Source organism: Neorhizobium galegae (genome assembly GCF_017877135.1).
Classification (GTDB): domain Bacteria; phylum Pseudomonadota; class Alphaproteobacteria; order Rhizobiales; family Rhizobiaceae; genus Neorhizobium; species Neorhizobium galegae_A.
On sequence record NZ_JAGIPH010000001.1, the window covers coordinates 1,291,805 to 1,310,727 of the forward strand.

The window sequence follows — 18,923 nt, forward strand, 5'->3', positions numbered from 1 at the left end:
CTCTCACGGGAGGCCGCAAAGCGCATGGCACAGACATCGCGAAAGCCGAATGGCAGCACGGACGGCATCACCAATGCCATCCATGTGGACGAGCGGCTTCTTCTGGAAGCGCGCGACCTGAAGCTAGACGTCTCGCAGGCCGCAACGGACGGCATTGCGCGTGCCGTGAAGGCCGAAAAAGAGCGCCTTTGGAAGATCGAAAACGCCGAGGCGATCAAGGCGGAAAACGACGACATCGAGAAACACGGTTTGCCACTGGCCAAATACCGGCTGTGGTAGCATGGCGCGGTTTTCAGTCTACCGTTCAACTGAAGAGGCAATACTGATCCTTGACCTTCAGGCCGATGTTCTTGACGCGCTTCGCACGCGTGTCGTTGTGCCCTTATACCCGGTGGAAATGATGTCCTGGTCAATCGGCCGCATGAATCCTCGATTTGACATCGAGGGGATCCGTTACACGATGGCAACTCAACGGATTGCCGCCATCAACATCGCGCTTTTCGGCCCCTTCGTCGCCGATCTCTCCGCACGCGCGGATGACATCACGGCGGCAACCGATTTCCTGTTTCAGGGATTTTGAGACCTTAAAACGGAAAATCCCGCAGGCATGACCTGCGGGATCCGGGGAAACTCGGCGATAAAACCCTTAGCGGGCGGGCGTCATGCCTTCGAAGGCCGGTGCATCCTGCAGCTGTTCGCGCGTCACGTTGAGCACGATGCGCTGCGGCAGGCCGTCGTCGCCGATCTGGGCGGCGTCGGCATTGGCCAGCTGACCGTTGCTTTCGCTATTGGAGGTGGCAGCACCCGGGGCGCCCGTGCGGTTGCTGGCGGCACCCATGCCGGTTCCGGCCGGATCGGTGGTGGTGCGGGCGGCGCCGGCGGCGGGCGGAGTCGTCGTGCCGGGCTGGGTTGCGGCGGTGGTTTCCGGCGAGACCGCGCTGGACTGGGCGGCTGCGGCATTGGCCTCTTCCTGGCTCATGCCCGGGCCGAGCTGCAGGGCGCTCATATCCACAGCGACATCCTTTTCGCCGATACCGAGAAAGCCACCGACCCCGATGATCACGGCATTGACACTGCCGTTTTGGCTGACGAGGACGTCATTGATCTGGCCGATATTCTCACCGTCGGCCCCATAAACAGCCTTGCCTTCCAGATCGCTGAAGCGCCAGGCGCCTTCACCCGGCACCGTGACGAACGGCCCGGCGGTCGTTGCCTCCGTGCTGCGATGGCTATCGGCCATGCCGCCATGCGCATTGTTCTGGTTTGTCGTCTGGCCGGGAGTAACGGGCGCCGTCGTCGTGGTCTGCGCCAGGGCTGCAAACGGCAGAACGGTGGATAGAGCAAGGGCAGCGATGAGCTTGCGTGACATGTGTTTTCTCCAGTCATTGATTGTACACTGATCGACAAACCCCGCCCGACCCGGTCTGGTTCCGATGTTTCTCGTCGCGATGACAGAACGAGGGCCCTGCACGCGCAGGAGAAACCGACCCCGGCGGCGGTTTTATGATCCCCCTTCGGAAAAGCCTCTATCGTCGCCTTGCGCTATGGCGCTAGTCTTTGCGTCCGCGCTCCCGCTATGCGGGCGGTGCCCGGGACGATGAGAGAAAAGAAGGGGATGGCATGACGCGTGAAACGATCGGCATCATCGGGCTTGGCCGCATGGGCTCTGCCATGGCCCGGCGCCTCGCAGCGGCGGGGTTTTCGGTAACCGGCTGGAGCCGGAGCGGCATCGATCCCGCACGCGCAGACGAGCTCGGCATTGCCGGCGCAGACACTCTGGGAAAGCTCGCGGCCTCCTCCCGCATCCTCATTCTGTCCCTGATGGATGATGCTGCCGTGTCCTCCGTTCTCTCTGTCCTTGCCCAGACCGGCGCGCTTGACGGGCGCCTGATTGTCGACACGAGCACGGTTGGCCCGCAGACACCGAGTGCCCATGCAGGCGCCCTGGAAGCTGCCGGCGCGCGCGCCATCGACGCGCCGATTTCCGGCGGGCCGGACCAGGTTCTGCAGGGCCGCATCGGGCTCTATATCGGCGGCGCGAAGGAGGATGTGGAGCGGTTCCTGCCGGTTGCCGAGGTGCTGTCCGACCGCATCCACCATATCGGGCCGCTTGGCCATGGTGCGGCGGCAAAGCTCGTCAACAACATGATGCTGCTCGGGCTCTGGCAGACGCTGAAGGAAGCGCTGCTTCTCGGCCAAGCCGCCGGCCTCACCCGCGAAACCATGCTCAATTTTCTCGAAGGCAGTCCGGCCGCAAGCCCGGCGCTCAAATCCCGCCTGCCGGTTATCCTTGGAACGAGCGATGCGGTCGGCTTTTCGCTGTCGGGCGTGGTGAAGGATGCCCGCGTCGTGGCAGATCTTGCCCAGCAGCTGGACGTGGACCTGCCGACGATGGGGGCGGCCTTGGAAAGTTTCCGACAAGCGCAGGACAACGGCCATGGCGAGGCGGATCTTGCCACCATGGTGCGTGCTGCGACCGACACGATGAAGGAGTAAGGCGATGAGCGGGAAGGCCCGGATTACCATTCACTACTGCACCCAGTGCAACTGGCTGCTGCGCTCCGCCTGGATGGCGCAGGAGCTGCTGCACACCTTCGGCGACAGCCTTGGCGAGGTGGCGCTGATCCCCGGAACCGGTGGCATTTTCGAAATCCGCATCAACGACGCACTCGTCTGGGAGCGGGTGCGCGACGGTGGTTTTCCAGGCCCGAAGGACCTCAAGCAGCGCGTGCGCGACGTGATCGCACCCGATCGCGATCTGGGACACCTTGACCGTTCTTCCAAGGAAAACAAGGCAGATAGCGGCGAAAGCGTTTGATCCCAAGGCTTGCGCGCACCTGCTAATACACATCACCTCGAGAAAAATCGCAGCTGACACAGAAACTTCAAAAAGGCCGTTGACAGGGGCGGCAGCTACCAGTACATCGCTCCTCGTCGCCCAGATGGCGGAATTGGTAGACGCGCCAGCTTCAGGTGCTGGTACTCGAAAGGGTGTGGAGGTTCGAGTCCTCTTCTGGGCACCAAATTCCAGTTTCAGACTGTGTCACACGGTCGGGAAACACAAAAGAAAGCTCGGTTCGCCGGGCTTTTTTTGTGCCTTGCATTTCGTCCGGCATCGCCGTTCCGGCAGATGTTTTGAGGACAGACCTTTCGGCCGGAATGGTGTAAGGAGGGCCGTAGTCGGGCCTTCAGGGACAGGGGGCCGGACCGCCTGCCCCGCGTTTTCCGCGGCACGCCTGCCTAAAGACCGTCAGGCGCGCGCCACAGATCGCAGGCTGCCCTTGTTCAGGAGACCATCCGTGCCCAAAGCCGTCTTCATCGCCTTCGTCATCCTGCTCGTGCTGTCCATCGTGTTCAGCTTCATCGGCGTGCTTTCGGTGTGGGGGCCGTTCGCGCATCCGCAAGCCTGAAGGCGTTATCAGGCGGCGGCTGGTCAATCCCGCGGCAGGTCGTAGGGGTTCAGGCCCGGCACCCAGGGGCGGTCCGGCAGTTCGGTGCCGGAATAGGTGAACCCGCCCTGTTCGCAGCGGTAGACCTGCACCGGCAGGCTGTCGGAGCTCAAGATGCTGTCCCGGCGCCAGCGGCGATATTCCACCCCGGTGGTGCAGTTGGGACTGTCGGCTGCTTCCTTGCGCACGCGGGCCTCTTCCGGCACGACACCCGGCAGGTCCTTGAAGGCCGGCGCCGGGGCGGGATTGGACCAGTTCGGCTGCGGCTTGGCGTCAGACGCCTGCGCCGGCAGTGCCTGGATGAGGCCGAGCGCGACAAGCCCGAGGACACTGAGCGCAACCCTTGCCGTCCGTTGCGATCTTCCAGCCATGGCGTCTGCTCCGATCCTTGTCATCTGGTCTTCATGTAGTCAATCGGACGCGTGACTGCCATCTCCGGTAAATACATTTGCGTGATCGGCACCGCCGCAAGACCGGCAGGCATCAGGCAGGCGGTCGGCGAAACGCCGTGGGTTGCTCGTAGAGCCAGCCGATCCGGTCGATTGCCGCATCGAGATTTTCACGCGCCACCGTCATCGTGTGGCCGTTGGCGTGGAGGAGGGTCTTCTCATCTTCCATGATGCCGACATGGCCCTTCCAAAAGACGAGGTCGCCGCGCACAAGGTCCTGGCGGGCAATCGGCGTGCCTGAGCCCGCCTGCATATCGGAATCGCGCAGGATCTTTCTACCGGCCATCATCATGGCAAGCTGAACGAGGCCCGAACAATCAATGCCGAAGCCGGAACGGCCGCCCCAGAGATAGGGGGTTTCCAGAAAGCTTTCGGCGATCGTGACGTAATCGGAAGACAGAACGGCAGTCTCCTCGATGCAGTGGCGGGCAATCACCGCACCGCCCGAGGCCAGCAGGAAATAGCGCGTGCCGCGCGTTTCGGCCTCACCGATCACCGTGATTCGGCTTCCCATCGAAAGCGCCTGAAGCGGCACCATGCGCAGCTCCGCCTGCGGATAGACGAAGGTGCGCGGCACTGAGATGCGGTGCGTCGGCACGGTTTCCGAGGTCAGCTGCGCCTCCGGCAGATAGCCGACATAGCCATCCTCCAGCGCCTGCACCCAGGCAAAGCCATCGCGCCGATCAAAGACGCGCAACGGCTCGCCGAACAGCAATTGCGTATCGATGCCCCGCGATAAATCCGGGGCGGGGCGAAGATCGGCCACCGGCACGGCAACGAATGCCGGTTCGCCCCGCGCGAAAGCGGCCGCCTCCACTTTGCCGCGCAAGGTTTCGTCCGCGAGATCCGCGCGGAAGGCGTTGAGGCGACGATCAAGTGCCGGAACTGAGGTCTCTGTCATGGCGGCCCCTCCTCAGGGCATGGGTCGGCGGGCCTCGTTGCGCACGAGGTCGCCCAGTCTTTCGAGATAAAGCGCTCCGGTCACCGTGCGCTTAATGATGACATTGCGCCGGTCGCGCTCGTCGCGCGCCCGGTCCACGAGTTGCATGGCGCCCATCGTATCGAGCGCGCGGGTGATCACCGGCTTGGTGACGCCAAGCGCGGCCGCAAGCCCGCGCACCGTATGCGGCGGCGGCACGAGATAGATATGCAGGAGAAGGGCGAGCTGGCGCAGGCTGAGGTCAGGTCCATCCTGGCGCACCTGTTCCAGCGTCACGCGGTGGAAAAGCCCCAGCGCTTCGGTGGCCGAAAGATCAGCGGGCATTGCAACTCCCTGGCATGGGCTTTTTGTCTATCCTCAACCGAACACCGATCCGCCGCAAGCCCTTCAGAAAGGCCAAACCGTCAGCACAGCGAGGCGATGTGGCGATAGAGAGCGCGGATCGCCTGCGCCTCCCCGCCCGCCGGCGCATGCGGCTTTTCCGCCGGAACCCAGGCAAAAACATCGAAATGCACCCAGCTTCGGCTGTGTTCGACGAAGCGTTTGAGGAACAAGGCCGCGGTGATCGCGCCCGCCATGCCGCCGGCCGGCGCATTGGTAAGATCGGCCACCTTGGCGCGCACATCCTTTTCATAGCCCTTGTAGAGCGGCAGGCGCCAGATCGGGTCGTCCTCGGCAAGGCTTGCGGCAGACAGGCTTGCCGCCAGCGCCTCGTCATCGGTGAAGAAGGGCGGCAGATCCGGGCCAAGCGCGACACGGGCAGCCCCGGTCAGCGTTGCCATGTCCACCATCAGGTCCGGCGCCTCCTCATCGGCATAGGCCAGCGCATCGGCAAGGATCAGGCGGCCTTCGGCATCAGTATTGTCGATCTGGACGGAAAGCCCCTTGCGGCTGCGATAGATGTCACCCGGCCGGAAGGCATTGGCGGAAATGGAATTCTCCACCGCCGGCACGAGAACGCGCAGATCGATGTCGAGGCCGGCATCCATGATCATCAGGGCAAGCGCCAGAACATTGGCCGCGCCGCCCATGTCCTTCTTCATGAGCAGCATCGAGGCCGGCGGCTTGATGTCGAGGCCGCCCGTATCGAAGCAGACGCCCTTGCCGACGAGCGTCACCTTGCGGGCGCCCTTGCGGCCAAAGCGCATCTCCAGGAGCCTCGGCGCCTCGGCGCTGGCGCGCCCGACGGTGTGGATGAGCGGAAAGTTCTCTGCCAGCAGATCCTCGCCGACGATGGACGAGGCCTCTGCGCCATAATGGCTGGCGAGCGAAAAAAACACCCGTTCCAGCGTTTCCGGACCCATGTCATTGGTCGGCGTGTTGACGAGGTCGCGGGCAAGGAAGACGGCGGCAAGCGTGCGGTCAAGCTTGGCGCCATCGAGATCCTGCGGCACGGACAGAAACACCTCCGAAGGCTTTGCTGTGCGATAGCTGTCGAAACTGTAGCTGCCAAGGCCGAAGCCCAGCGCCAGGCGCTCCGGCGCAAGCGCAGAGGCGGAGATCGTCCAGGTGCCGGCGGGAAGCAGGCGGGCGAGCTTGCCGGCAAGGAAGGGCTGGTCGGTGGGCTCCTTGCCCAGGCCGAACAGCGCACCGGCAAGCGCACCCTCCTGTCCCGGCAGGAGAAGCAGACTTCCCGCATCGGCAGTAAAGCCTGCGGCGCTTGCAAAGGCCTTTACCTCCGGCGCAAGACTTGCGGACTGAAACTCGTCCGGCGTCAGCGCGTGAACGGTCAGCGCATCCGCATCATGAGGGCGAAAGGGGGAGGCTCTTTCGATGAACTGGTAGGGAGAACGCGGTGCGGGGGCCATGGCTTAATGCTTTCAGAATCGGGCACTTAACGGGTTGTTAGGGTTAACAGACTATTGCTTGAGGCAAGAGAGCGCCACCCATGATCTGCATGTCCCGCGTCAGAAAAATGGCCGGCAAGGATACTTGCGAGAGACCACGATGACGGTACACCCTTTTTTGCTCAGATCGCACCGGCGCCTGCGTCTTTCGGCGTGCTGCGCGATCCTGTCGCTTGCCCTTGGCTCCTGCGCCACCGAGCGGCACGACAGGATGACGACGGGCTCGATCCCCGCCAGCGGCTCCGGCCCTTCCCTCTCCAAGCCGCTGGACGCGATGACCGGCCCTGAACTTGCCATGGCCGAACGCAGCATGGGCAGCGCCTACGAGCGTAACCCGAAAGAGCGCGCCACCGGCCTTGCCTATGCCAATGTCCTGCGCATGAACGGCAAGAACGCCCAGGCGCTTGCGGTGATGCAGCAGGTGGTGATCGCCTATCCCTCCGACCGCGCGGTGCTTGCCGCCTACGGCAAGGCCCAGGCCGGCGCCGGGCAGCTGGAACAGGCGCTTGCCACCATTTCCCGCGCCCAGACGCCGGACCGGCCCGACTGGCGGCTCTATTCGGCTGAAGGCGCGGTGCTGGACCAGCTTGGCAGGACGGACGAGGCGCGGCGCAAATACCGCATGGCGCTGGAGGTCGAGCCGAACGAACCGAGCGTGCTGTCGAACCTTGGCATGTCTTACGTGTTGTCCGGCGACCTGCGCACCGCCGAAACCCATCTGCGCACGGCAAGCCAGCAGCCGATGGCCGACAGCCGCGTGCGCCAGAATCTGGCGCTCGTCGTCGGCCTGCAGGGACGCTTTGCCGAGGCCGAGCAGATTGCAAGCCGCGAGCTTTCGCCGGTGCAGGCAGAGGCTAACGTGACTTATCTTCGCGACATGCTGGCCCAACAGAATGCCTGGGCGAAACTCGCCGGCAAGGACGCCAAGTCAAAGCAGGCGACCCGCTGACGGTTTTCTCTGCCGTGGTGGCGGACCGCCGGCGGACAAATTCGCCGGCCGGGTGACGGGTGAGGCCTTAAAAGCGGTCGGCGATCTGGATGGCGGCAGGCCCCAAAATGACGGCGATCAGCACCGGCAGGAAAAACAGGATCATCGGCACCGTCAGTTTCGGCGGCAGGGCGGCCGCCTTCTTTTCCGCCTCGTTCATCCGCTCGTCGCGGCTTTCCTGCGCAAGCACCCGCAGCGCCTGGGCAATCGGCGTGCCGTAGCGATCGGCCTGGATGAGGGCTGCGGTGACGGATTTCACCATATCGAGCTGCGTGCGGGCGGCGAGATTCTCCAGCGCCATACGCCGCTCCGGCAGGAAGGAGAGCTCGGCCGTCGTCAGCACCATTTCCTCCGCCAGCGCCGGCGATTGCACCGCGATCTCGTCGGCCACCCGGCGCATGGCCGCCTCCAGCGAAATGCCGGCCTCGATGCAGATCAGCATGAGGTCGAGCGCATCCGGCCAGGCCCGCGTGATGGAGGCCTGCCGCTTGCCGACCCGATTGCTCACATAGACATTGGGGGCATAGAACCCGGCATAGGCCGCCACCACCGCCGCCAGCAGCCGGATGCCGATCGGTCGCCCGGCAAGATTGTCGAAGCCGAAGATCCAGATGACGGCCAGCCCCAGGCACACGAAGGGCAGCACGAAGCGGCAGACGAGAAAGATGTTGAGGGCGTTTTGCGAGCGAAGCCCCGCCGCCTTCAGCCGGTTGACGGTGTTGTCATCCACCAGCGCCTTGCGCAGGTTGAAGCGCTCGACGATCTGGCGCATCGACTTGTTGTTCTGGGCGCGAAGCGTGGCCTTCGAATGCTCGGCCGTCATGCGCGCCCGTTCGCGTGCGCGCAGCTGCTCGCGCTCGGTGGAGACAGCCTTCATGCGCTTCTTGAGATCATCGCCCTCAAACAACGGCAGGGCAACCGTATAGAGCGTCGCCGCCACGGCAATGGCGACCAGGATGGCCAGCAGCACGGCCGGATCGGCAAGGGCATTGATCAGCTGCGTCGGCATGGTCTTTGCCCCCTCAGATGTCGAACTTGATCATGGTGCGCATGACGACAATGCCGAGCGACATCCAGACGGCGGAAAAGATCAGGATCATGTGGCCGCGCGGATCGGAAAACAGCACCTCCAGATAATGCGGCGAGGTAAGATAGACGAGCAGGGCAACGACAAAGGGAAGCGAGCCTATGATGGCGCCGGACGCCTTCGCCTCCATCGACAGCGCCTTCACCTTGGCCTTCATCTTGCGCCGCTCGCGCAGCACCTTGGAAAGGTTGCCGAGCGCCTCCGACAGGTTGCCACCCGCCTGGCCCTGGATGGTGATGACGATCGAGAAGAAATTCACCTCCGGCAGCGGCATGGTGACCACCATGCGCGCGCAGGCCTCCGCAACGCTGAAGCCGACCTGCTGGCTTTCCACCACGCGGCGAAATTCGCTCTTCACCGGCTCCTGTCCATCGCTTGCGATCAACCGCATGGCATCGTGCAGCGGCAGGCCCGAGCGGATGGAGCGCGTGATGACATCGAGCGCATTGGGAAATTCTTCCAGAAAACGGTTCTGGCGCCGGCTGATCAGCGATCCGATGATCCAGCGCGGAAGGCCGGCGCCTGCGGCAAAACCCGCGCCAGCGGCCGCCCAGAGCGGCAGGCCGCAGAAGAGGAAAAGCATGGCGACGAAAAGGCCAAGCGCGAAAGAGAGGAGATGGAACCGGCGGGGCGAAAGCGACAGGCCGGCGCGCGACAGCCTGGCCCTCGTCGTGCGGTCCCCGACCTTCTTCGATTGCTCCAGCTGTTTCCGTTCCAGCTCCTTCAGCTGGTCCTGGACGGATTTGCGGCGCTTCGACAGTTCCTGCACGCGATCACGTGCCGCCTTCACCTGCCCGCGATCGGCTTCACTGGCGGTAAGCCGGGTGACACGGCTGGCAATCGCGCGATTTTTTTCGAAATACGGAAAGAGAAGCGCGGTGGCGAACGCCACCACGGCAATGGCGACCAGAGCCGCAAGCGCGAGGACCGTCCCATCCAACCCGAACATCGCCTACTCCCCCCAAGCATTTCCAGCCGAAGCGTGCGCGCTTCGGCGTCGGAAAATGCGTTTAAATAATTGCTGGAGCATTGCGGGTAATCACGGGATCACCGGCAATGCGCTAGCTGCTCAGCTTTTCCATCTGGTCGAGCGCGGCCGCCAGCCGCCGTTCCTCGTTGTAATAGCGCGCCCGCTCCCAGAAATGCGGCTTGACGATGCCGGTCGATACATGGCGGCCGATGAGCCGGCCGGCGGCATCCTCGCCCTCGATCTCGTAGCGCATCAGGTCCTGGGTGATGATCACGTCGCCTTCCATGCCGATCACCTCGGTGATCTGGGTGATGCGGCGCGAACCGTCGCGCAGCCGGGCGGCCTGGATGATGACATCGACGGAGCCGGACATGATTTCGCGCACCGTTTTCGCCGGCAGCGAAAAGCCGCCCATGGCAATCATCGATTCCATGCGGCTCAGGCATTCGCGCGGCGTATTGGCATGGATCGTGCCCATGGAGCCGTCATGGCCGGTGTTCATCGCCTGCAGGAGGTCAAAGACCTCTGCTCCGCGCACTTCGCCGACGATGATGCGCTCGGGCCGCATGCGCAGGCAGTTCTTGACGAGATCGCGCATGGTGATCTCGCCTTCGCCCTCGATATTGGGCGGACGGGTTTCGAGCCGCACCACATGCGGCTGCTGCAATTGCAGTTCGGCCGTATCCTCGCAGGTGATGACGCGCTCATCGAGATCGATGTAGCGGGTGAGACAGTTGAGAAGCGTCGTCTTGCCGGATCCTGTGCCGCCGGAAATGACGACATTGCAGCGCACGCGCCCGATGATCTGCAGGAGGGTTGCTCCTTCCGGGCTGATCGCGCCGAATTTGACCAGCTGCTCGAGCGTCAGCTTGTCCTTCTTGAACTTGCGGATGGTCAGCGCCGGGCCATCGAGCGCCAGCGGCGGGGCAATGACATTGACGCGCGATCCGTCCGGCAGGCGGGCATCGCAGATCGGGCTCGATTCGTCGACGCGCCGCCCGACCTGGCTGACGATGCGCTGGCAGATGGAGAGAAGCTGGGCATTGTCGCGAAAACGGATTTCCGATTCGATTGTCTTGCCGCCCACTTCGATAAAGGTCTGGCCGGCGCCGTTCACCATGATGTCGGCAATGTCGTCGCGCGCCAGAAGCGGTTCCAGCGGACCGTAGCCAAGCACGTCGTTGCAGATATCCTCAAGCAGCTCCTCCTGCTCGGAAATCGACATGACGAAATTCTTGATCGTGATGATATCGTTGACGATATCGCGGATTTCCTCGCGCGCGCTCTCGCCATCGAGCCGCGCCAGCTGCGACAGGTCGATCGTATCGATCAGCGCGGAAAAGATCTGCCCCTTGGTGTCGTAATAGGTCTGCGTGCGGGCCGGGCGGCGGCGCGGCGCGGAAGCGGATGCAGGCGCCGTCAACGCAGGCTGCGGACGCGGCAGGCCGGCGCCCGGCCCCGTCTCGACCAGAATGTCGGGGCTCTGGCGCGCGGGCTGGGCAGGCACCGGCACGGCAGGGGCAGGCACTGCTGCTGCCCCTTGCGATCCCTCGTTCGTGCGTTTTCCAAACATCTGTGATCGGTGTCCTTCAGGCGGGCTTTGCCATCAGCGGTTATCCCTGGCGCGACAGAAGGCCCAGCATCCTGCCAAGCCCGCTCTTCTTCTGTTTCTTGACGGTGACGCGGCCGGTCAGCACATGCGCCAGCTGCGCAAAGGTTTCCGCCGTCGGGCAGCGCGCGTCGATCTCGCAGATCATGCGGCCGCTGTTGGAGGCATTGCCAAACAGGTTCGCATCGAAGGGAATGATCGCCGTCGGCTCGATTTCCAGCGGCTCGAAGAAATCGGCCGGCGGAATTTCCGGCCGTCTCGGCATGCCCACCTGGTTCAGCACCAGATGCGGCGCCCGGTCGTTGGGCCGCAGTTTCTTCAAGGCGTCGATGAGGTTCTTGGCGTTGCGCAGGTTGGGCAGATCCGGCACCGCGGTGATGACCACCTCATCCACATCCGACAGCACGCTGCGGGTCCAATCCGACCAGGCATGCGGGACATCCAGCACGGCAATCGGGGCGCTGCGCTGGAGCACGTCGATGACCGGCTGGAAGGCGCGCGCCTCGAAATCATAGGCGCGATCGAGCAGGGAGGGTGCGGCCAGCAGCGACAGGTGCTGCGAACATTTCGTCAGCAGTCGATCGAGAAACACCTCGTCCAGCCGCTCCGGCGCATAGACCGCCTCGGCAATGCCCTGGGCCGGATCCTGGTCGAAATCGATATTGGCGGTGCCATAGGCGAGATCGAGATCGGCGAGAATCGTCTCGGTCGAAAACAGCGTCGACATGCCGAAGGCACAGTTGTGCGCGATGGTGGAGGAGCCGACCCCGCCTTTGGCCCCGATGAAGGCGATGGAGCGGCCGAGCGGTTCGGCATCGGGATCGATGAAGATGGCCGCCATCGAGACAAGCAGGTCCGCCATCCGCACCGGCGCGACCAGATATTCGGAAATGCCGTTGCGGATCAGCTCGCGGTAAAGCGTGATATCGTTGTGGCGGCCGACGAGGATGACGCGAGTGCTCGGATCACAGACGGCGGCAAGCGGCGCCAGTTCCCCTAACAATCTGTCTGGGGTCGCGTCCGTTTCCAGGATGATCAGATTGGGCGTCGGGGCTGCTGCAAACATGTTGGCGGCAGCCGAGGTGCCGCCGCTGGTGACGCGCAGGTTGACCTTGGCCATGCGCCGGTCCTGACCGAGCCGTTCCACCACCTTCAGAAGCGCCTCGCTCTCGCAGAAGGCATGCACCGAAATGCGCGGCAGCGGCCTGAGTGCATCCACGTCGCCCGGACGCACCGGCTCCGCCTCGCCTTCGGTCTGATCGGCTGTGCGGATATCGTAGTCGATGGCGCTCATGTCATGCCGTCCTGCACTGCCGCATTAGTCTGAAGATGTATCGGAACCGGCCCGGTAAAGCCCGATGACCGTGGACCGGCGCGCCGCATCGATGGGCGTTTGCCCGCGCGGCGCGACGAGATCCGACGGATTGGCGACCTGGGCGGCGAGATTGTTCTGGCTGGCGCAGCCGAAATTATACCAGTTGCGATTGCCGGCGGTATCGTTGGACAGATCCTCCGGCCATTGCCCGCACGGGGCCGTCACCGCACGGGTGGCAATGTAGGACAGCCGGATCGGCGCCGCATCGCTCTCAGCTTGCGCCGCATAGCCGGTGATCACGATCCGCTGGCTTCGAATGCCGGCGGCGGCAAGCGTTGCGCGGATATCCTGCGACAGCCTTGCCGCCGCAGCAGCATTCGGCGAACCGTGCGGCATCTGGATCGCGATCTGCCCGGCGGAGGAGGCGGCAAAGCTTTGCGCAAAGCCCCGGATCGTATCCTTCATGCCGATGGTGAGGCGCGCATCGTTCGGCCCGACGGGAATGTCGAGCGCCGTCTGCGCCTCGGTGAGCACGATCGGATGGCGCTCGCGGTAATCCATCGGGATGGAACCGGTGGTCATCTCCCTGTTGGCGCAGCCGGCCGTAAGGGCCAAGGCTGCAACAAGGGCGGCGCCACACACAATCCTCGTCATTGTCCCTGCCCTCTCACTTGTAGATGAAACCGACGGCGCCGTGATAGCGGCCGGCCACGGCCTCATCCTTGCGCCCGTAAAGCTTGTTGACCCGGTTGAGGAAGAACATCGCGCCGTCAGCCTCCGGGTTGAAATTGTCGTCGGGCCGGGCGATCTGGTTGCGCGCCACCGGCCGCACCAGATAGGGCGTGGCGATGATGACCAGTTCGGTTTCGTTGCGGATGAAATCCTTGCTGCGGAACAGCGTGCCGAACACCGGCACCTTGGAAATGCCGGGCAGCCCGGACATCGCCTGGCGCACATTGTCCTGCACGAGACCGGCAATCACGATCGAACCGCCGGAGGGAAGCTCGACGCTGGTGGAGGCCTCGCGCTTGCGCAGCGACAGGTAGGTGGAGCCGGGAATGGCGTTGGACGTGCCGTTGCCGGTGGCGATCGAGCCCTCATAGGTCGGCTCCGACACATTGGTCTCGATCTTCAGGCTGATGCGCCCCGCCGACAGCACGACCGGGCGGAAATTCAGCTCGACGCCGTAATCGACGGTCTCGACCGTGCGGCTGACGGTCGTCTTGTTGGAACTGTCGACATCCACTTCCTGCTGGCCGGCAAGGCGATACTGGCCACCGACATAGAATTTCGCCTGCTCGCCGGAAATCGCCGTGAGGCTGGGTTCGGCCAGCGTGCGCATGACGCCTGCCTGCTCCATGGCATTGACATAGCTGGCAATGCTGGTGGTGCCGATCGATCCCACCACGCCGCCGATGCCCCCGGCATCGATGGCATTGCCGAGATTGGCCGGATTGGCGAAGGAAATGCCGCCGCTGGCGCGCCCGCTCGTGGAAACCTGACCGTTGAAGCCGAGCTGTTTCAGAACCTGGCGGCTGACTTCGGCTACGGTGACCTTCAGCGTCACCTGATCCTCGCCCTCGATGGTGAGCAGGTTGACGATCTGCGAGACCTGCCGGTCTTCGGCAAAGATCGCCACATCGCCGTTTTCGGTCGAACTGCTGGCCGTCTGGTTGCGCGTCGTCGCCTCGCCGCCCTTCAGGAAGGCGCGGGCAAGCTTTTCCGCCTGGGTCGCATCCTGCGGCGTGCGCACCGTGCCGGTGAGCACGATGTTATCGGAAATGATCTCGACCTTGATGTCGGATTCGGGCAGGAAGCGGCGCAGGTTCTGCTGGAGACCTGCAATATCGCGCTCGATCTCCAGATCGAGGCTGACGATTTCCTCCCCACCCGGGCCGAAGATGAAGATATTGGTCTGGCCGACCGACTTGCCGAACAGATAGATGCGCCGCGCGGTGCGGGTGACGGCGTCCGCCATGGTCGGGTCGGCGACGAGAATATCATGGGCGTCGCTCGGCAGATCCACCACCAGCGCCTTGTTGAGGCCGAGATTGAGGCGCTTGCGCACCCCCCTTCCCGCCTCCGTGATGCGCACGACGCTCTGTTCGGCCGCGACAGCCGATTCCGGGCCGGCCCCGGAGTACATGGCAAGCGGCAGATCGCCGGCGACAAGGCCGGCCGTGAGCAGGATCATGGCAGGAAAGCGGATGCGTCTGGTCGTCGGGGTCATGGCGATGCTCCTGGCCTGTCTCATCGCTGCACCGACGCCGTTGGCGTGGCCTTCACGATGGTGCCGGACTTGATCACCTGCACCTCGGCCTTGCCCTCGCTGCCGGACAGAAGATAATCGGCCACTTTCGTATCCGGCTCCTCCGCATCGGCGACCGAGCGCAGGGCCAAGGTCAGCCTTTCAGCGATCTGCTGGGCAACGGTGATGACGCGGGCCTGGTCCGGCGTCAGTTCCAGCGTGGCGGTCGTTCCGATCACCGAACGCGTACCATCACCCTTTTCCTCGACATGCTGGTCGATGGCGAGCACACGAATATTGTTGAGGACGGCTTCGGTGAGATAGCGGCCCTCGTCACTGCGGCGCACCATGATGACATCGACGCGGTCGTTTGGCAGCACGAAGCCACCGGCGCCGGTGGCAACGGAGATTTCCGTGGCGACGGCGCGTTTGCCCGACGGCAGGAGCGACGACATGATGCGGTTGGAGCCATCCGCCAGCTTTTCGGCGCGCACCGGTTCGCCGGCAAACATCGGCAGGCGCACCACAAGCCCGGCAAGCTCCTGAATCGCCTTGGGGCGTTGCGTATCGGTGATAAAGCCATCCGTGACGCCTGCCTGCGGCCAGGCTATCCAGCGAATCGAATTTTCCTTCAGCCTGCTGCCGACCGCAAGGCTTTCCGCGGACACCAAGACATTCACCGTCGGCTCGCGGCGGATCACATTGGTCGCCTGCTCCACGACGGCGCGTCCCCCGGCAAGCCGCATGGCGAGCACGCCGGCAAGGCCGGCCGCGACGACGGCGACAAGAAGGATGACGAGACGGGCGGATTTCATGACATGACCTTGGAAGGGGCAGGATTAACCCCTTCAGGATGGCCGTCATTGGTGGAAATATAGTTAATGCTGCCCTTAGGGAAATGGTTAACGGACGCTAACCACTGATCCGCTTTGTTAACCCTTTCTTCAGGAAGGGGCGCGTTTCGTCCTTACAAGGCAGTCCTGATCAAGCCCGCGAGCGGCGTGCTGCCGAAGGTCAGGATGCCGCCGATGGCAATGGCGATGCCATACGGGATCTTGCGCGCCGTCACCAGCGAGGCGGGCAGGCGAAGGCCGAGCGACAGGAGACGATCGGCTTTGGACCGGATGAGCAGAATGACGAGCGTCAGCACACCGCCGACAAAGGCAACTGTGACAAGGTATTCGAAAAGCGATATGTTAAACCCGTACCAGAGGGCGACCGCCGTCAACAGTTTGGCATCGCCGCCGCCCATGGCATTGACCGCAAAGAGCGCAAAGCAGGCACAGAACACCGCAAGCGCGGCAAGGCACGACCAGCCGATGGCAACGCCGCCGAACCCGGCAAGACCGGCCACGGGAAAGAACGCCAGGAAAAGCGTGAGCGGGATCGCGTTCGGGATCTTCATGGTCAGGAGATCGCTTGTCGCCGCAAAGGCAAGCCCGAGCGGCAGGATCCCGAGGGCAAGACTTGCGATCATCGACCTCTCCGGTTGTGACGCGCCCGTGCAGACAAGCGGCGGGCGGAAAAACACAAAAAGCCGCCACGCGGCGGCTTCCATCCTCCCGTAAAGGCGGGCTTCAGTGGGCGGCGTTGGCGGTGGACATCTTGGTGGAGATACCGTTGAACGTGTTGCTGAGGTTGTTGCCGAGCGTGCTGGCGCCTGCGATCAGGGCAACCGAAATCAGGGCGGCGATCAGGCCGTATTCGATCGCCGTCGCGCCCGATTCATCCTTCAGGAAACGTGCGAAAATCTTGGACATCATTCTCTCCTACTCAGGGTCTTGGGGCAGCATGACCGACAACACCGACGCCAAATGCCCGCTGTACGGTGGTGGCAACACGTTACGGGCAGTGCATTTCGATGCGCTTAAGATTTCTGGTTAAGAAAAGCCTAAGCCCGAAAGAGGCGGGTGAGAGCCAAGAACCGCAGACCCGATCTTGCGGGGTCTCGCGGCGCCGGCCCCGCCCATCAGCCCTTTCTGATAGGCCTTGCCGGACAACGGCTCCCGCCATCGCCCCGGCCTTGCCGGTCGACTGGTAAACGAAAAATGCGCGCGAACTGCCTGTCCCAGAATGACGAGGGCAACCGACACCTGCAGCTTCATGCTTCATTCACCATTAACGGCCATGCTTTTATCGAGAATCGCTGAACCCCGAAGGCTGCCCGTTCATGTCGCTGATGCCCCGCCTCTTCCTGGTCTGCCTGCCGCTGCTCGGCACACTGGGCATGGTCCCGGCCGCAAAGGCGCAGACCGCTGACGGTCTGCTGCGGGTCTACATGAACCAGGCGCGGGTGCTCAAACTCGACCGGCCGGTGGCCAAGGTGATCATCGGCAATGCCGAGGTGGCCGATGCGACGGTTGCGGACCCGACGACGATCGTGCTGACCGGCCGTTCCTTCGGCACCACCAATCTCGTGCTCTTGGACAGCGCCGGCGAAGCGATTGCCGACGAGCGTGTTCTGGTGTCGATCGATGAGGGCAATACAGTGCGGGTCTACCGCCAGACGGAGCGCAGCGTGCTCTCCTGCACGCCGGCCTGCGAGAAGAACGCGAAGACGGCCAGCAACTGATCCCTTCCGAACACCAGCACGACGGATCTGAGACTGTATCGGATTACAGCAAATCGCAGCGCCGGGAAACGGAATCTCAAGACAATATGCCTAGCCTTTGGGCAAGGGATAAGGGAAAGCCGCCGGAACGTGCCCTATCCGCACCCCAGGGAGCGCCACGCTTGGACGCCCCCTTGAAGGACGAGAATGTACCGGGAGCACAGAATGGGGCAGACTGACGATCATCTCCCGCGCTTGCCCGGCCCGGATCAGATGAACCCTGGCAGCGGGAGCTTCTGGCGTGCCGAGGATGGGGCGGCGGCCATCGAATTTGCCATTCTCGCCATTCCCTATTTCCTGATCGTATTTGCCATCATCGAGACGTTCGTCGCTTTTGCCGCAGAACAACTGGTGTCCAATGCGGTGGAAAATGTCTCCCGCGATCTGCGCACCGGACGCATCACCTATGGCCTCAACCGCACGACGGACCAGGATGTGACGGCCTTTCGCACGCGCTTCTGCGACGAGGTGTCCATTCTCATCCAATGCTCGGCGGCAGAAATCGCAACGCCCAGCCAGCTTTATCTCGACGTGCGCAGCTTTTCCTCCTTTGCCGATATTCCCAAAACCATCCCGCGCGCATCGGCGGACACCTATGCCGATCTCGACACCACCTCCTTTGCCTATGCTCCGGGCGGGGCAAAATCGATCAACATGGTGCGCGCCTATTATCGCTGGCAGGTGATCACCGATCTGGTGCGCCCCTATATCACCACCATCCGCCCCAGCGACGGTTCGCTGCCGCGCGACTTCCTGATCATCGCGACCTCCGCCTTCCAGAACGAGGATTACCCGTGATGCCGCATCCGAAGCCACGCGGCATCCTCACGAAACTGGCCCGGCTGGTCCGCGACCGGCAGGGTGTCGGCAGCGTGGAATTTGCCATTCTGGCGCCGATCCTGATCTCGCTCTACATCTGCTGCTTCGAGCTGACGATGGGGCTATCCACGGCCAAGCGCGTCACCCGCTCGGCAGCAACCGTCGCCGATCTCGTGACGCAGCAGACCTCCGTCAACACGACCTTTCTTTCCACCATGCTGGATGTGACGCAGGCGATCTTCGTGCCGTATGATGCAAGCGCGGTGAGCCTGAAGATCACCGGCATCACCATCGATCAAACGAAGACGCCGAAAGTTCTCTGGTCATGGCAACAGGATGGTGGCCTGCCCTATGCGGCAGGCACCGTAATCAACGACGTGCCGGACGACATGAAGACCGCCAACAGCTTTCTGGTGCGCGCCGAGCTTTCCGTGCCGCACACGCTGTTGCTGTTCCTGCCCGGGCTTCTGTCGACGGATACCCGCAGCATTACCATCAGCCGGACCTTTTATGACCGCCAGCGGGTGGGCGACAGCATTACATGCTCTGATTGCTGAGCGCAGGCTTTGCCAAGCGGGGCGGTCCTCTGTA

At 63.4% G+C, this 18,923-nt stretch carries 22 protein-coding genes and 1 tRNA gene; 9 read left to right on the forward strand and 14 right to left on the reverse strand.

Annotated elements, in window-relative coordinates:
• Positions 1 to 24 precede the first annotated feature (24 nt).
• On the forward strand, positions 25 to 279 hold the full coding sequence (locus tag J2858_RS06345; protein ID WP_210103852.1) for a type II toxin-antitoxin system CcdA family antitoxin: 255 nt from the start codon (positions 25 to 27) through the stop codon (positions 277 to 279).
• 1 nt (position 280) lies between these two features.
• The gene (locus J2858_RS06350) at positions 281 to 580 is read left to right on the forward strand and encodes a CcdB family protein (protein WP_210103853.1); all 300 of its coding nucleotides are present in this window, start codon (positions 281 to 283) and stop codon (positions 578 to 580) included.
• Positions 581 to 646: 66 nt separating this feature from the next.
• On the opposite strand, the gene J2858_RS06355 is transcribed toward J2858_RS06350, so the two are convergent.
• On the reverse strand, positions 647 to 1,369 hold the full coding sequence (locus tag J2858_RS06355) for a PRC-barrel domain-containing protein (protein WP_210103854.1): 723 nt from the start codon (positions 1,367 to 1,369) through the stop codon (positions 647 to 649).
• A 188-nt stretch (positions 1,370 to 1,557) separates the two neighbouring features.
• Between J2858_RS06355 and J2858_RS06360 the strand changes: the two genes are divergently transcribed.
• The 3 genes from J2858_RS06360 to J2858_RS06370 all read left to right on the forward strand — a co-directional run bounded on the left by J2858_RS06360 (position 1,558) and on the right by J2858_RS06370 (position 3,023).
• A complete protein-coding gene (locus J2858_RS06360) occupies positions 1,558 to 2,496 on the forward strand; it encodes an NAD(P)-dependent oxidoreductase (protein ID WP_281067716.1) in 939 nt (312 codons plus the stop codon).
• A gap of 4 nt (positions 2,497 to 2,500) precedes the next feature.
• Entirely contained in the window at positions 2,501 to 2,818 is a 318-nt protein-coding gene (locus J2858_RS06365) for a SelT/SelW/SelH family protein (protein WP_210103856.1), read from the forward strand.
• 118 nt (positions 2,819 to 2,936) lie between these two features.
• A tRNA-Leu gene (locus J2858_RS06370) sits at positions 2,937 to 3,023 on the forward strand.
• 410 nt (positions 3,024 to 3,433) lie between these two features.
• On the opposite strand, the gene J2858_RS06375 is transcribed toward J2858_RS06370, so the two are convergent.
• The 4 genes from J2858_RS06375 to J2858_RS06390 all read right to left on the reverse strand — a co-directional run bounded on the left by J2858_RS06375 (position 3,434) and on the right by J2858_RS06390 (position 6,646).
• The gene (locus J2858_RS06375; RefSeq protein ID WP_210103857.1) at positions 3,434 to 3,820 is read right to left on the reverse strand and encodes a hypothetical protein; all 387 of its coding nucleotides are present in this window, start codon (positions 3,818 to 3,820) and stop codon (positions 3,434 to 3,436) included.
• 112 nt (positions 3,821 to 3,932) lie between these two features.
• Complete coding sequence (locus J2858_RS06380; protein ID WP_210103858.1) at positions 3,933 to 4,799, reverse strand: NlpC/P60 family protein; 867 nt, start codon at positions 4,797 to 4,799, stop codon at positions 3,933 to 3,935.
• A gap of 12 nt (positions 4,800 to 4,811) precedes the next feature.
• The gene (locus J2858_RS06385) at positions 4,812 to 5,162 is read right to left on the reverse strand and encodes a MarR family transcriptional regulator (RefSeq protein WP_210103859.1); all 351 of its coding nucleotides are present in this window, start codon (positions 5,160 to 5,162) and stop codon (positions 4,812 to 4,814) included.
• Between the two features lie 80 nt (positions 5,163 to 5,242).
• Positions 5,243 to 6,646 carry a leucyl aminopeptidase family protein gene (locus J2858_RS06390; RefSeq protein ID WP_210103860.1) on the reverse strand — a complete coding sequence of 468 codons (1,404 nt, stop codon included), beginning with the start codon at positions 6,644 to 6,646 and terminating at the stop codon, positions 5,243 to 5,245.
• Positions 6,647 to 6,785: 139 nt separating this feature from the next.
• Here J2858_RS06390 and J2858_RS06395 point away from each other — a divergent pair, with 139 nt between their 5' ends.
• A complete protein-coding gene (locus J2858_RS06395; RefSeq protein WP_210103861.1) occupies positions 6,786 to 7,634 on the forward strand; it encodes a tetratricopeptide repeat protein in 849 nt (282 codons plus the stop codon).
• A gap of 67 nt (positions 7,635 to 7,701) precedes the next feature.
• Here the strand turns inward: J2858_RS06395 and J2858_RS06400 are convergent, their stop codons facing one another.
• The 9 genes from J2858_RS06400 to J2858_RS06440 all read right to left on the reverse strand — a co-directional run bounded on the left by J2858_RS06400 (position 7,702) and on the right by J2858_RS06440 (position 16,662).
• The gene (locus J2858_RS06400; RefSeq protein ID WP_210103862.1) at positions 7,702 to 8,682 is read right to left on the reverse strand and encodes a type II secretion system F family protein; all 981 of its coding nucleotides are present in this window, start codon (positions 8,680 to 8,682) and stop codon (positions 7,702 to 7,704) included.
• A 13-nt stretch (positions 8,683 to 8,695) separates the two neighbouring features.
• Positions 8,696 to 9,709, reverse strand: a complete 1,014-nt coding sequence (locus J2858_RS06405; protein WP_210103863.1) for a type II secretion system F family protein — start codon at positions 9,707 to 9,709, stop codon at positions 8,696 to 8,698.
• A gap of 112 nt (positions 9,710 to 9,821) precedes the next feature.
• Positions 9,822 to 11,303: a CpaF family protein gene (locus J2858_RS06410; protein WP_210103864.1), complete on the reverse strand. Its 1,482-nt coding sequence runs from the start codon at positions 11,301 to 11,303 to the stop codon at positions 9,822 to 9,824.
• Between the two features lie 40 nt (positions 11,304 to 11,343).
• A complete protein-coding gene (locus tag J2858_RS06415; protein WP_210103865.1) occupies positions 11,344 to 12,633 on the reverse strand; it encodes an AAA family ATPase in 1,290 nt (429 codons plus the stop codon).
• Positions 12,634 to 12,657: 24 nt separating this feature from the next.
• Entirely contained in the window at positions 12,658 to 13,374 is a 717-nt protein-coding gene (locus tag J2858_RS06420) for a CpaD family pilus assembly protein (RefSeq protein ID WP_210103866.1), read from the reverse strand.
• Positions 13,322 to 14,800, reverse strand: coding sequence for a type II and III secretion system protein family protein (locus J2858_RS06425; protein ID WP_245365645.1), 1,479 nt, complete (start codon positions 14,798 to 14,800; stop codon positions 13,322 to 13,324). The genes J2858_RS06420 and J2858_RS06425 overlap by 53 nt, the downstream gene beginning before the upstream one ends.
• Positions 14,801 to 14,904: 104 nt before the next feature.
• Positions 14,905 to 15,717: a Flp pilus assembly protein CpaB gene (cpaB, locus tag J2858_RS06430; RefSeq protein ID WP_210103868.1), complete on the reverse strand. Its 813-nt coding sequence runs from the start codon at positions 15,715 to 15,717 to the stop codon at positions 14,905 to 14,907.
• 152 nt (positions 15,718 to 15,869) lie between these two features.
• Complete coding sequence (locus J2858_RS06435; RefSeq protein ID WP_210103869.1) at positions 15,870 to 16,379, reverse strand: A24 family peptidase; 510 nt, start codon at positions 16,377 to 16,379, stop codon at positions 15,870 to 15,872.
• Positions 16,380 to 16,479: 100 nt separating this feature from the next.
• Positions 16,480 to 16,662 carry a Flp family type IVb pilin gene (locus tag J2858_RS06440; protein WP_210103870.1) on the reverse strand — a complete coding sequence of 61 codons (183 nt, stop codon included), beginning with the start codon at positions 16,660 to 16,662 and terminating at the stop codon, positions 16,480 to 16,482.
• 467 nt (positions 16,663 to 17,129) lie between these two features.
• Between J2858_RS06440 and J2858_RS06445 the strand changes: the two genes are divergently transcribed.
• The 3 genes from J2858_RS06445 (at position 17,130) to J2858_RS06455 (ending at position 18,889) form a co-directional block, all read left to right on the forward strand.
• On the forward strand, positions 17,130 to 17,474 hold the full coding sequence (locus J2858_RS06445) for a pilus assembly protein N-terminal domain-containing protein (protein WP_245365647.1): 345 nt from the start codon (positions 17,130 to 17,132) through the stop codon (positions 17,472 to 17,474).
• A 252-nt stretch (positions 17,475 to 17,726) separates the two neighbouring features.
• Complete coding sequence (locus tag J2858_RS06450; RefSeq protein WP_245365649.1) at positions 17,727 to 18,311, forward strand: TadE/TadG family type IV pilus assembly protein; 585 nt, start codon at positions 17,727 to 17,729, stop codon at positions 18,309 to 18,311.
• Entirely contained in the window at positions 18,311 to 18,889 is a 579-nt protein-coding gene (locus J2858_RS06455) for a TadE/TadG family type IV pilus assembly protein (RefSeq protein ID WP_210103872.1), read from the forward strand. The genes J2858_RS06450 and J2858_RS06455 overlap by 1 nt, the downstream gene beginning before the upstream one ends.
• Positions 18,890 to 18,923: the final 34 nt, after the last annotated feature.